Here is a 13,014-nt window from a genome sequence, read left to right on the forward strand (position 1 = left end):
CATTCTCTCTATCGGCACGCCGCTATCGGCCCAGCCTCATCGGTGGATCCAGGCTAAGGCCTCAGGATATTGCGGGCGAAAGGCATCGTAGTTCTGAGCAACCTGACCGAAGGACTCTGCCCGCTGGCGCTGTTTGTAATATGCCATGAAGTGAGCCTAGCGGGGCGCAGCTCAAGTCAGAGGGAGAAGAACCTCGATCTGAGCGTGCGAAATCGGGGTTCTGTTACCTGCAAATCGCTTGGTACCCCCAAGAATTGCTGCGCGCCCCCACGAATCGCTATGAATCCGTGGGCTTACTGGTGGAGCTGGCTGAGTCGGTTGCCGGGTACGTGACGTTTTCGTCCTTATCGACAACGGCTGCGGCGCTGAGTTCAGCGGCAGTCGTCTGGTTCTTGCCCATGATGTGGCTGACTGAGAAGTCGTGGGCGAGTAGGTTGTCGGCGATGATGCGCCGATGACAGCGCCACCACACCGCCTCAGAGCACATGAGGACGCAACGACTCTTCGCGCCCCATCCGAGCAGCTGGTCGAAGTCGTGACGGAACTCCTCGGTCAGGGTGTGATCGGCATAGTTGTGGAAGCTGCGGTTCTTCCACCATCCGTTGACGTCGAAGTCGATGTCATGATTCACCGGGCGTCTGCCTGTCAGCCCCTCGAGGCGCCGGAGTCTGATGCCCGCCTCGGCCAGGTCATCGACGAGGGTATCCGCATTGAACTGGGGAAACTTGTTCGATCCGGGCAGCTTGCGGACGTCGACGACCACCTCGGCGGAATTCTCGGTCAGGAGTTCGATGAATTCCTCGAGGGAATGAGTCGAATGCCCGATGGTGAAGAACCGTGGATCAACCGGTTGCGAATCGGTCACTTCTTGCTGATCCGGTGGAGCGAACTGCCCTTGTGAGCGGCGATGTGATCGGTCTTGTCGCTCTTGATCTCGTACTGCGGCTCGTCCTTCGACGCCCGACGGTTGTGGCCCTTGTACTCGAAATCAGAAGTGTGGACCTTCGTGATCGTGCCCGAGACCTCGCCGGCCTCCGAATTCCAACCCACGTGATCGCCGACAGAGAAGTTCTCCGCCATGTTATCCTCCCCAAAATCGTCGAATGCTCTTCTCCCCATACAAGCATGTTGGGGGGCGAGGATGTCAGGGTGCGGAGTCCGCGACTCAGGTTCTCAGGCTCAGCACAGCCTGCCGATGACCATCTTGGGCAGGGACTTCGCTAAAGTCGATGACAGGTGACAAGGGGGAAACGATGTCGATCGAAAAAGCACCATCTGTGCCGCGCTTCGGCGGTCCGAGCGAACTGACGCCGGAGGATCAGGAACGGGCGCGGGGTCTGCGCAAGATGCGGACGCTGGCACTGTCACTGCTCATCCTCGCCACCCTCATCTTCCTTATCACCCACATCTTCACCGACAACACCGGAGTCTGGGGATTCGTCTCCCGCGCTTCTGAGGCCGCGATGATCGGTGCGATCGCCGATTGGTTCGCCGTCACCGCGCTCTTCCGTCACCCGCTGGGTCTGCACATTCCTCACACAGCGATCATTCCGCGCAAGAAGGACACCTTGGGCGCGAGCATGTCCGCGTTCGTCGCCGCGAATTTCCTCCACGCCGAGGCGGTGTCGACGAAGATCCGATCCGCCCAAGTCTCCCACCGCGCCGGTGAGTGGCTGAGCAGGTCCGCCAACCGTGACCTCGTCGTCGACCGTGCCGCCGGTGGACTCGAATATGTGCTGGCCCGCATCGATGACGATTCCGTGGTAACCCTGACCAGGAATGTCATCATTCCGCGCCTGGTCGCGACCCGCAAGACTCCGGTGTTGGCCCAGCTTCTGCGCCAGATCGTCCTTGACGGGGCGCACCATAAACTTGTCGACCTCATCGTCGCCGAGGCGTACTCCTGGTTGAGTGACAATCCGCAGGTCATCGATGAGATCGTTCACAATCGGGCACCTTCCTGGATCCCCGAATTCGTCAACGAGCAGCTCTCCAACCGACTTCAGCGCGAGGTGCTCGGCTGGGTCGCCGACGTCCGCGACAACGAATACCACAAGGCGCGTCAGGCCCTCGATTCCTGGCTCGTCGATCTCTCCGACGACCTGAACTCGGATACTCCGCTGTCGGAGAAGGCCGAAGTCATCATCAACGACCTGCTCAGCCAGTCCGGGGTCGTCGACTCGGTGCTCGAGATCTGGAGCAGCCTCAAACAGCTCCTGCGTCAGGCCATCATCGATCCGAACGGTGAGGTGCGGGGACGGATCTCAGAACTCATCGGAGAGTTCGCCCAGCGGTTGCAGGCTGACTCGGAGTTTGCCGCCAAGATCGACGACCGGATCGCCACCACAGCTGGAGACCTGGCCGAGAGCTTCGGCCCCGAAATCGCCAGCGTCATCTCAGACACCATCGAACGCTGGGATGCGAAGGAAGCCGCCGAGAGGATCGAACTCTACGTGGGCAAAGACCTGCAGTACATCCGGATCAACGGAACCGTGATCGGCGCCCTGGTCGGACTTCTCATCCACACGATCATTGTGCTGCTGCCTGGGTGAGGGCCTTTGCCGGCTTGAAAGCCGGACGTTCGATCTGAGCGCCGGATGGACAGCTTGAGGGCTGGTCGATCAGTTCGAGGCTGAGTCCACGGGTGCGCACAGCGCAGGAAGCAGGCTTCTCACCTGAGCTCTGATCCAGTCGACCGCACCCGATCGATCGGCGAGGAAATCGCGCAGAGTGCTCTCGAAGATGCCGTCGAACATCGAGTAAGCGGCGCGTGATTCGACCAATGGGCGGCCGTCACTGAGCTCTGCATAGCGGGAGACCACACGCCAGATCATGTCCTCGAGACCACGATCGATGTCATGCACATCGTCGCGAAGCACCTCCTGGAACATGCTCTGGGAGCGCAGGTCGTACCAGAGACGGTGCATTGACGGCTCTTCCGTCAGTGTCTGCACCAACTTGTCGGCGAATCCGGTGAGCAAACCCGCCGACGTGGTGGACTCCTGAACTACCGAGTCGTAGCGGTGCATGCACTGAGTCTTGTAATGCTTGACGCAGAAGACGATGAGTTCGGTCTTGTCGCGGAAATAGTAATGAACCACGCCGTGGCTGAATTCGGAGTTCGCTGCGATGTCGCGCAAGCTCGTCCGCGCATAGCCGAGCTCGCCGAGGGTCCGCAACGCGGATTCCGCGAGCGCTATTCGACGCTCGTCGTAACTGCCCGTGCCCCTCCTGCTGCGGGCAGCCTTCTGCTGAGTCTGGGTGCTTGCCACATCTCAATACTAGCCGCAGTCCATTTCTTGATCAATGGTCTGGACAGTTGGTCTTGACAGTTGTCAAGCTTGAATGTGACGCTTGTCTCGTCGCTTAAATCGCAGGCAAAGGAGCCGAAAATGTCACCGTACGATCTCACCGGGCGCAGAGCTTTGGTCACAGGTGGAGCGCAGGGCCTCGGCGAGTCATACGCTCGCGCCCTCTCTGCGGCAGGAGCCACAGTCGCCATCGCCGATCTGCAGGACCGAGGCGCCGAAGTCGCCTCGGAACTGGGCGAAGGCCATCACTTCGTCAGACTCGATGTGACAGACGATTCCTCATGGCAGGCGGCGATCGACTCAACGGTCGCGGCACTGGGTGGGTTGGACATCGTCGTCAACAATGCCGGACTGGAGATCACCAGCCTGATCACGGACATCAACCCTGATGACGCCAAGAAGATGCTCAACGTCAATGTGCTCGGCACGGTTCTCGGTCTCAAGCACGGTTTGCGTGCGATGCGCCCAGGCGGGCCGGCGGAAGGCGGAGGAACGATCATCAACGTCGCCTCCGTGGCGGCGACGATCGCCTTTCCCGGGATCTCTGTCTATTCCGCGACGAAGTCGGCAATCGACCGGTTGACCAGAGTGGCGGCAATGGAGAGCGGAAAGCTGGGATACGGAGTCCGAGTCAACTGCATCTTCCCCGGCCTGGTTCCCAACGCGATGGGTGCAGGACTGGCCAATGACGTATCGGAACTCGGGCTCTTCGAAAGTCCAGAGGCCGCTGTCGCCGCTGTTGTTGAGTTGACCCCGTCCGGACGTCTGGGAGAGGAGAAGGACATCACCGATGCGCTGATGTTCCTGGCCTCCGACGAGTCACGATTCGTCAATGGAGCCGCCCTGCAGGTCGACGGCGGCATGGGCATGTGATGTCCGCACGCAGCTGATCATCCGGGACACATCCGACCACAATCCGCACCACGCTGACCATCATCCGCACATCTGAACACTATTCGCGAGAAGGAGACACTGATGTCCGAGCAGAAGAAGCCCGTCGTCGTATACGGGGCAAGCGGCTACACAGGACGAATCGTCTGTGAGTATCTGCGCCAATACGGTGTGCCGTTCATCGCCGCCGGACGCAGCGAAAAACGCCTGCAGGAATCGATGAACACCAACGTTCCCGGGATCGAGACCGCTGACTATGAGGTCAAGGCCGTCGACAACGAGGTCGGAGCTCTCACCGAATTGTTCTCCGGCGCCGAGGTTGTCATCAACACTGTCGGCCCGTTCAGCAAGTACGGCCCCATGGTCGTCGAAGCCGCCTTGGCTGCGGGAGCCCACTACTCCGACACCTCGGGAGAGCAGGACTGGCTGATCACCTGCGAGGAGCAGTTCGGTCAGCAGTTCGCAGAGAAGAACCGTCTGCTCTCACCGGGTCTGGCGCAGATGTACACGATCGGAGAGATCGCGGCCAACCTGTGTCTCGAGAAGCCCGGTCTGGACACCTTGGACATCGCCGTATTCTGGGGCGGGAGCCCGACGATCGCCTCGACGCAGACGATCCTCGTCAATGCCGCGACCTCCAAGGCGTACTACCTCGAACGCAATGCCTACAGCGAGTTCGACCCCAACGAGGGGCTGGTTCCGCTTGTCGTTCCCGGTCAGCATGAGCTCGCACAGTCCCTTCCCTGGGGCGGAACGAGCCACCCGGTCTGGTTCAAGAACGACCCGCGGGTTGCCAACGTCAAGGCCCAGGGCGGCGTGTTCAACACGGCGCTGATGAGGGGTGTGCCGGTCATCGTGGCCAATGCGCTCGAACAGACCAAGGACATGTCCGATGCCGAACGCGACAAGGTGCTCACCGAGACCGCGGCTCAGGTGATGAGTGAGATGCCACCGAGAGAGAACCCGCTGGTGAACAAGTCACTGGACTCGGTCCATGCCAGTGGGCCCCTGGGGCGTGCCCACTGTGTCATCCACGGCAACAGCAACTATCAGCAGACCGGACTGCTCCAAGCCTACTTCGCTTACCACCTGACCCAGCAGGCACCTCGGCGTGTCGGCTTTGCTTCCGGATGTCAGGCATTCGGTCACGAAGCACTCCTCGGCGTGCTGCGGGAGTTCGGGCTGGTCGCCGAACCGGTGCTCACGGTCCAGAGCTGACAGACTGAAACCGACGCGAAGGAACGCAGATCATGAGACTCTCCGACTACCTCGACAAGGGTGCCTCCATCGACCCGCAGGCACCGTGCCTGACCACTGATGGAGTGTCGCGCAGCTACGAACAGGTGCAGTCGCTGTCTGCAGAGATCGCGGCAGGGCTTGCTGCCAGGCGAGTGAAACCTGGAGACAAGGTCGCCATCATCTCGAGTAATGATCCGACGGCCTTCACCTGTGTCTTCGGCATCTCTAGGATCGGTGCCGTGTGGTGTCCGATCAATCCTCGTAACGAGGCCCAGGAGAATCGTGAGCTACTGGAGCTCTCGGACTGCACGGTCGTGATCTTCGCGAGCGCCTACACGCAATTGGTCGACAGCATCCGCGCGGATCTGCCGATGATCCATACCTGGGTGTGCCTGGATGCCGAGCCCGAAGGAGCCCTCGGGTGGGAAGAGTTCCTCACCGCTGGAGACAACCGGCAAACTTCGGGCACACCCGTGGGCGATCTGGCGATGGTCGTCGGCACAGGGGGCACTACCGGTCGTCCCAAGGGAGTGATGTTGTCGAATCAGAATCTTGAGACGATGACCGCGCTCACCCTGATGTCCTATCCATTCACGAAGAAGCCCGTGTACCTGGCGATGGCACCGCTGACACACGCGGCCGGAGTTCTGTGCTTTCCTATCCTCTCGCTTGGCGGGCAGATCGTCATCATGCGCGGTGCCGACGTTGGAGCGTTCCTGGCCCATGTCGAAGAGCATGGAGTCACGCATTCGTTCCTGCCGCCGACGATCGTCTACATGATCCTCGCCGAGGCGGGGCTGGATTCCACAGATCTCAGTTCCCTCGAATGCCTGTGGTACGGGGCTGCCCCTATGTCTCCGGTGCGGTTAGAAGAGGCGATTGCGAGGATCGGTCCGGTCATGGCTCAGCTGTTCGGCCAGACTGAAGCGCCCATGATGATTTCGACGATGTCACCGCGAGAACATTTCCTGCCCGACGGGGCCCTGGCCAAGGACCGGTTGAGTTCGGCCGGGCGAGCCTCCCCGCTGTGCACCGTGGAAGTGATGTCTCCAGACGGCGAGATCCTGCCCAGAGGGCAACGCGGAGAGATCGTCGTTCGGGGATCCCTCGTCATGGAGGGCTACTACAAGAACCCCGACGCGACCGAGGAGGCGACGCGATTCGGATGGCATCATACCGGCGACATCGGCTATCTCGATGAAGAGAACTACCTCTACGTCGTCGATCGTGCCAAGGACATGATCATCACCGGCGGGTTCAACGTCTACTCCACCGAAGTGGAGCAGGCCCTGCTCTCCCACCCCGAGGTCCAGGACTGCGCTGTCATCGGTCTGCCCGATGAACATTGGGGCGAGATGGTCACCGCCGTGGTTCAGCTTCGCCCAGGTGGTGCGGTGACGACGGAGGAGCTGCGGGGGCACGTCAAAGCCCGGATCGGCAGCATCAAGACCCCGAAGCGCATCGATGCCTGGAGCGATCTGCCCAGGTCGAAGGTGGGCAAGGTCCTCAAGGTCGAGATCCGCAAGGCGTTGCTGAAGGACGAGACATCGATGTGAAATCGTGAACTAGGTGTGAAGCCGTGTGCTTTATCGCTGGACGTCGGTCCGTGGACAATCACTCAGTCCGCACCACCTGTTCCTTGAGTTGATCGGAGATGGTACGGGGCGTCCGTCCGAGGAGACGAGACAGGGTGGGATCGGGGTGCGCGAAATGGCCGCTTCGCGTTGCTTGGAACATCGTCAGAGTGAATCGTGCGGCAGCCTCGGGCACCCCGTTGGCCACTTCACCTGCAATCCATTCTTCGTCCTTGACAACGATTCGTTCGACAGGGCGGCCCGATAGTTCGGAGGCGCGTGCGGCGAAGTCAGCGAGAGTCACCGGTGAGGGCAGTGTGAGATTGACTTGGCCGTCGAAGGACGATGCGCTGGTCAATATTGTCGCGGCCGCTTTGCCGGCATCGCGTCGGTCGATCCACGAGAAGGGACCGTCGGCTGGTTTGGCGATCGTGCCCGTTGCCTGCCATGGTCCGAGCAGATCTCCTAGGTCTCCGTAGAAGCCATTGCGCAGTGCCGTCCAAGAGACGCCCGACTCGGCAAGGTATTGCTCGGTGGCAGCGTGAATTGCCAGCGGAGGGTAGGGGGAGTTGAAGCCGGTCCCGAGAGCGCTCGTGTACAGGATTCGTTGGGCTCCAGCCTCGACTGCCGCGTCGATGGCTGTTCTGTGTTGTGTGATGACGTCCGCGGTGACATCACTCGAGGAGACGAGAAGTACCTGCTCCGCGTCGGCGAACGAGTGACGGAGCGCATCTGGATCGTCGTAACTTCCTTGTCTGACGCGAACGCCCTGGTCTGCCAGGTGCTGTGCGCGGTCGGGGTTGCGGACGCTGACACCGATGTCGCTCGGCGCAATCCGTTGGAGGAGATACTCCACAGTGAATCCGTTGAGAGCGCCCGTTGCTCCGGTCACGATGATCATTATGGCGACCTTTCGCTGAAGCCGGTCCGAGACCGGTGCTGATGGAGGCACCCCTTTCAAGTTGACTTATATGGTCAACTTAGTGCCGACATCCATCCTGCGGTAAAGTGACCAATGTAGTCAAGTTATGGAGAGAACAGGGGAGAGCTGAGGGTGGCTGATAGGAACTCTGGGCCGACGTTGCGTACGGATGCCCGCCGGAATGTCGCGCGGATCCGCGCTGCCGCAATCGAGGTGTTTCGCGTCGAGGGACTTTCGGCACCGCTGGAGAACGTCGCCGGTACCGCCCAGGTGAGCAAGGCGACGATCTTCAACAGGTTTGGCGGGCGGATCGGACTGATCGATTCCGTCATCGACGAGGTCGTCGCGACTAAGCTGAAGTCCGTGATTGATGACGCCCGCTCAGTTCCCGGTATCAGTGAGCGGATTCGATTCTACGTCGGTGCCATCCGCGAACTTCAATACCGACTGCCGGCGGTCAACGACGTTCTCCTGCAGGCGTTTCCTGCCTCGGGCCCACTCATGGAACTCTGTCACCTCGGGGGAAGCTTCCACGAGGAGCTGGTGCAGGATGGGCATGCGGCCAACGCTCTGGCCGAAGGGGTCACGTCGGATGACTTTCAAGCGATGGCCGTCGACAACTCACTCGCACTCAAGTACGGGGTTCGCCCTTCCAGAGCGGCCTACGAGCGGCGAACCGGATTGGTCCTCGACGGCATCTGCCAGCCTGCTCACGGCAGGTCAGGCTCGGCCTCTTCCTGGTGAATGAGCTGGATCAGGTTGCCGACGGTGTCGTCGAGGACTGCTGTGGTGACCGGGCCCATCGTCGTCGGTTCCTGAACGAAAGTCACACCGAGTTTGTTCAGGCGATCGTATTCGGCCTGGACATCCTCAACGGCGAACTGGTTGAGGGGGATTCCGTCTGCCTTCAGCGCGGAAGTGAAGTCGTTCGCGGCGGGGTGTCCCTTGGGTTCGAGGACGACTTCCACGCCATCGGGATCCTCTGGTGAGACCACTGTGAGCCAGCGGAACTCGTCTCCGACGGGCACGTCGACCTTCGGAATGAAGCCGAGCCGATCCGTGTAGAACTTCAGAGCGCGAGCCTGATCGTCGACGAGAATGCTGATCCACTGTGCTTTCATGATGACTCCTCAGTTGTAGATGTCTCTTCACTGGTCCTCGTCGTGAGTTCACCCGGAGTGGTTCACGCAGAGTGGTTCTTCGGCAGCGGAGCCTTCGAAGCATCCGCTACGCATTCACAATAGAGGCGTGAGCCGTGCTGGTCCATTGCAGGGTCGCATGCGGGGCTCCTCAACCTCCGTGCCGATTATCGGGTTTTCCTCGCCCCAGTGGTGGGAGGTCTTCATAGTCGGGCAAGTCCGATTGCGAAAACATGGAGACATGACAAACACACAGCTTCCCGCGATCATCACATCGTCGAACGTGACCAAGCACTACAACCAGACCTATGCGCTCGCCGGAGTCGACCTCACCATCGGCCTCGGCGAATCCGTGGCCGTCATGGGGCCCTCCGGTTCCGGAAAGACGACCCTCCTGCACTGCCTCGCTGGCATCATCCGACCTGACGAGGGGAATATCCGTCTCCTGCCCACCGACCGCAGCGCCGCCGCGGAGATCACGTCGCTGAAGGAGAAGGGCCGCACCGCTCTGCGTCGCGAGGTCTTCGGGTTCGTGTTCCAGCAGGGTCTGCTCCTGCCCGAGCTCACCGCCTTGGACAATGTCGCGCTCGCCGCAATGCTCTCAGGTCTGAAGCGCCCCGATGCGACCGAGCACGCTCGTGCGTGGCTGCAGCGCCTGGGACTGGCCGAGCACCTGGACAAGCGCATCGGGCAGCTCTCCGGCGGACAGGCTCAGCGCGTGGCCATCGCCCGCGCCCAGGTCACCCAGCCCGTGGTCACCTTCGCCGATGAGCCCACAGGCGCGCTCGACTCCACCACCTCCACCGAGGTGCTCTCCGAACTCCTCGCCTCCACGACCGGACGAGGATCCACCTTGGTCGTGGTCACTCACGATGAGACCGTGGCTGCCCGGTGCTCGCGCATCGTCCGACTCGCCGACGGGCGCATCGTCTCGGACTCCGCGAACGAGTACGCGCAGAACGACCAGCGTGCACAGAACACCCAGTACGTCCAGAACAACTGGTGATGCCGACCATGAATATCCTTCCAGTGGTATTGACCAAGAAATCCTTCACCTCGACAACATCGAAGCTCGTCGCCTTCGCCTTCTTCGCGTGCTCGACTCTTTTTCTCACCGTCGCCGGCGGTGCCTGGGCATTCAACGACCGTCCCGATGTCTCCGGATACGCCGAGGTGGCCGACCTGTATCGCATGCTCGCGATCTTGGCCACCGTCTTCCTCATCGTTCCCGCGATCAGCTTGGGGGTCGCCTCGGCGAAGCTCAGTGCCCGACGTCAGGACGAACGGCTGTCCACACTCTCCTTGCTGGGTGCGAAGCCTGGCACGGTCAGACTCCTCGCCGTCGCCGAACCCTTCATTCCCGCCGCGGCAGGAATCTTTGCGGGAATCGCCGGTTACTTTCTGCTCGCAGTCCCACTCAGCCTCCTCGTCTTCAACGGCCAAGCCCTCGGCTACTCCGCACTGATGATGCCGCTGTGGCTGCTCGCCGCAGTTGTCATCGGACTGCTTTTGGTCTGCCTGCTCTCCGCGCTGCTGGGTTTGCGCAGGATCACGGTTTCACCGCTGGGCGTGCGCACCAGGTCCTTGGCTCGCAAGTTCCCTGTGGCCCGCATCATAGCCGTGATCGTGCTCGTGGTCGGAATGATCGCAGCCCTCGTCTTCTCCCTCGACCGCAACCAGCCGACGATGGTCTTCGTTGTTGCCAGCATCATCACGATCGGCGTCGCCCTTCTGCTCATCAATGTCATCGGCGTTCTCGTCATGCGCATCCACGGATGGTTCAGCCACCGGATCGCTCGCACACCCACGTCGATGATCGCAGCGTCGATGATCGCCGATGCCCCCGCTCAGTACTGGCGGCGCGTGGCCGGCCTCTCCATGATCACCTTCATCGCGGTCGTCGGTGGTGCCGGCACGGCGATGATGCGGGCGAATCAAGGAGATCTCACCGCTGAGGACAAGGCCATCATGGGCCCGTACCAGTACATGGCCGATGACATCTTCACCGGCCTCGTCCTCACCCTGGCCATCGCATTCGTTTTCATCGTCATCTCCGCGACGATCAACCAGGCAGCAGACATCCTCGACCGGGCATCGACGTACCGGGAGCTGCATTCGGCGGGAATGACACAGAAGATGATGCACCGGGTCACGGTCAACGCGGTCATGTCACCCATCGTCCTCGTCACCCTCGTATCCCTGGCGCTGGGCGGAATCCTGGCAGGACTCATGGCTTCGGCGAGTGACCTCGGCGATCCTCTGACCATTGGGGTTGTCGCATCGGTGCTCGTCGGCGGCGTGGCGATGGTGTGGCTGGGACTGCAGTTCACCCGCCCGCTCGTGCGCACCGTCACCGCTGTGAATGCTGCGGTTTGAGAAGGAGATCGACATGCCCACCGTCCTGCCCACAGCAACCCGCGTCGTACCCCTCGTCCTGGGGCGCAAGACGCTGACCTCGTCGAGTTCGCTGTTGGTGATGAGCGCGTTCTTCGCCTGTACCTCCCTGTTCCTCACCGTCGCCGCCGGAGCCTGGATGTTCTTCCAGACCCCACCCAGCTCGGACCCGGACATGGCGGGCATGGACTTCATGTACAAGTTCCTGGCCAGCTTCGCGACGATCCTCCTCGTGATTCCCGCGAGCACCCTGGCCTCCGCCTCGGCGACTCTGTCCGCCCGGCGACAGGATGAGCGGCTGTCCACGATGTCGCTGCTGGGTGCCAGGCGCTCATCCATCGTCACTCTCGCGGTGGCCGAACCGCTGGTGCCCGCGATCTGCGGAATCGTCCTCGGCGTCCTCGGCTACCTGAGCCTGGTCTGGCCGGTGAGCCTGATCCGCTTCATGGGACATCCCATCGGGTACGAGAACATGCTCATGCCCCCGTGGTTGGTGGCCTCGGTAGTCGTGTTCCTCATCCTCGTATGCATCGCCGCTGCGCTGCTGGGCCTGCGCAAGGTCGCGATCTCACCGCTGGGTGTGCGCACCAAGGCCCTGGAGCGGAAGTTCCCCGTCGTTCAGGTGGTTCTGGCGACCCTCGTGGTCCTGACACTGCCGGTTGTCGTGATGCTGTCGAAGAGCGGAGAACTCGGGCTCGGAATCGTCCTCTCTGCGGTCATCGCGACCTTCTTCCTCGGTCTGATCGTCGTCGACCTCCTCGGCGGACTTCTGATCAGGTGGTTTGCGTACCTCAGCGGGAATAGGGCGCAGACTCCGGAACGACTCATCGCCGCGCGGTTGGTCTCCGACGAACCCAAACGGTTCTGGCGCAGAGTCTCCGGGCTGGCCATGACTGCGTTCGTCGCTGCCGTGGGCGGAACCGGCATCTCGCTCATGCAGCTCGGCCTCGACGCGGGGGACGAGCCGGGCGCCCGGATGCACGACGCCGACCGGTTCCTGCTGCAGGACATCTTCACCGGAGTCATGCTGGTGATGGGAATCTCGATCCTGTTGATCGCCGTATCCGCGCTGATCAACCAGGTTGCAGACATCTACGATCGAGCCGACACATTTCAAGATCTCTACGCCGCGGGAATGGATCCGGACACGATGCACACAGCCATGGTGAGAGCAGTCCTGGGGCCGGTGATCTGGGTGTCGCTGTTGGCCGGGGGGCTCGGTTTGGTTCTCGTTCTGCCTCTGGCCGGTGCTGCGCTCGTGCTCAAGCCGATCACATTCCTCACGATTCTCGCGTCAGTGGTCCTCGGTATTCTCATCATCAGATTGGGATTGCAGCTGGCGAAGCCGATCCTCGTGACCGTGGCGACCGCAGGTCGTTCGCGGGACTGAGGTCGGGCCGCTGAGCCGGCCGGAGTGAGCGTGTGCTCACACCCGGATACCCCGCCGAGGTGGGTCTGTGGCTTCTCGATCCAGGTACAGTTGGAGGGCGTTGAAAGCGGGTGTCCGCCGACGAGGTTCGAGGAAGAGGAAGACGATTGAGCAA

The 13,014-nt window shown here is 61.6% G+C and carries 13 protein-coding genes; 8 read left to right on the forward strand and 5 right to left on the reverse strand.

Annotation, left to right across the window (positions count from 1 at the left end):
* Window positions 1-277 precede the first annotated feature (277 nt).
* Both INT40_RS17880 and INT40_RS17885 read right to left on the reverse strand, forming a co-directional pair.
* Complete coding sequence (locus INT40_RS17880) at window positions 278-865, reverse strand: DUF488 family protein (protein WP_193096652.1); 588 nt, start codon at window positions 863-865, stop codon at window positions 278-280.
* The gene (locus INT40_RS17885; RefSeq protein ID WP_101572261.1) at window positions 862-1,080 is read right to left on the reverse strand and encodes a DUF2945 domain-containing protein; all 219 of its coding nucleotides are present in this window, start codon (window positions 1,078-1,080) and stop codon (window positions 862-864) included. The genes INT40_RS17880 and INT40_RS17885 overlap by 4 nt, the downstream gene beginning before the upstream one ends.
* Window positions 1,081-1,253: 173 nt before the next feature.
* Between INT40_RS17885 and INT40_RS17890 the strand changes: the two genes are divergently transcribed.
* Complete coding sequence (locus tag INT40_RS17890) at window positions 1,254-2,552, forward strand: DUF445 domain-containing protein (RefSeq protein ID WP_101572356.1); 1,299 nt, start codon at window positions 1,254-1,256, stop codon at window positions 2,550-2,552.
* A 69-nt stretch (window positions 2,553-2,621) separates the two neighbouring features.
* Here INT40_RS17890 and INT40_RS17895 read toward each other — a convergent pair whose 3' ends face one another.
* The gene (locus tag INT40_RS17895) at window positions 2,622-3,272 is read right to left on the reverse strand and encodes a TetR/AcrR family transcriptional regulator (RefSeq protein WP_193071041.1); all 651 of its coding nucleotides are present in this window, start codon (window positions 3,270-3,272) and stop codon (window positions 2,622-2,624) included.
* Window positions 3,273-3,392: 120 nt separating this feature from the next.
* Here INT40_RS17895 and INT40_RS17900 point away from each other — a divergent pair, with 120 nt between their 5' ends.
* From INT40_RS17900 to INT40_RS17910, 3 genes are all read left to right on the forward strand, one after another.
* Entirely contained in the window at window positions 3,393-4,184 is a 792-nt protein-coding gene (locus INT40_RS17900; RefSeq protein ID WP_193071043.1) for an SDR family NAD(P)-dependent oxidoreductase, read from the forward strand.
* A 102-nt stretch (window positions 4,185-4,286) separates the two neighbouring features.
* Window positions 4,287-5,420 (forward strand): DUF5938 domain-containing protein, encoded by a 1,134-nt coding sequence (locus INT40_RS17905; RefSeq protein ID WP_101572255.1) that lies wholly within the window; start codon window positions 4,287-4,289, stop codon window positions 5,418-5,420.
* 32 nt (window positions 5,421-5,452) lie between these two features.
* Window positions 5,453-6,997, forward strand: a complete 1,545-nt coding sequence (locus tag INT40_RS17910) for an AMP-binding protein (protein ID WP_193071044.1) — start codon at window positions 5,453-5,455, stop codon at window positions 6,995-6,997.
* Between the two features lie 58 nt (window positions 6,998-7,055).
* Here INT40_RS17910 and INT40_RS17915 read toward each other — a convergent pair whose 3' ends face one another.
* A complete protein-coding gene (locus tag INT40_RS17915) occupies window positions 7,056-7,916 on the reverse strand; it encodes an SDR family oxidoreductase (RefSeq protein ID WP_193071045.1) in 861 nt (286 codons plus the stop codon).
* 153 nt (window positions 7,917-8,069) lie between these two features.
* Between INT40_RS17915 and INT40_RS17920 the strand changes: the two genes are divergently transcribed.
* Window positions 8,070-8,681, forward strand: a complete 612-nt coding sequence (locus tag INT40_RS17920) for a TetR/AcrR family transcriptional regulator (protein WP_193071047.1) — start codon at window positions 8,070-8,072, stop codon at window positions 8,679-8,681.
* Here INT40_RS17920 and INT40_RS17925 read toward each other — a convergent pair.
* Window positions 8,648-9,058, reverse strand: coding sequence for a VOC family protein (locus INT40_RS17925; protein ID WP_101572247.1), 411 nt, complete (start codon window positions 9,056-9,058; stop codon window positions 8,648-8,650). The genes INT40_RS17920 and INT40_RS17925 overlap by 34 nt on opposite strands.
* A 259-nt stretch (window positions 9,059-9,317) precedes the next feature.
* On the opposite strand from INT40_RS17925, the gene INT40_RS17930 reads away from it, so the two are divergent.
* The 3 genes from INT40_RS17930 to INT40_RS17940 are packed head-to-tail and all read left to right on the forward strand — an operon-like array spanning window position 9,318 to window position 12,860.
* Window positions 9,318-10,082 carry an ABC transporter ATP-binding protein gene (locus INT40_RS17930; RefSeq protein WP_101572245.1) on the forward strand — a complete coding sequence of 255 codons (765 nt, stop codon included), beginning with the start codon at window positions 9,318-9,320 and terminating at the stop codon, window positions 10,080-10,082.
* 23 nt (window positions 10,083-10,105) lie between these two features.
* Window positions 10,106-11,452, forward strand: coding sequence for an FtsX-like permease family protein (locus INT40_RS17935; protein ID WP_319020846.1), 1,347 nt, complete (start codon window positions 10,106-10,108; stop codon window positions 11,450-11,452).
* A 13-nt stretch (window positions 11,453-11,465) separates the two neighbouring features.
* Entirely contained in the window at window positions 11,466-12,860 is a 1,395-nt protein-coding gene (locus INT40_RS17940; RefSeq protein WP_193071049.1) for an FtsX-like permease family protein, read from the forward strand.
* Window positions 12,861-13,014: the final 154 nt, after the last annotated feature.

Origin of the sequence: Brevibacterium sp. FME17 (genome assembly GCF_014897515.1) — a bacterium.
GTDB lineage: Bacteria > Actinomycetota > Actinomycetes > Actinomycetales > Brevibacteriaceae > Brevibacterium.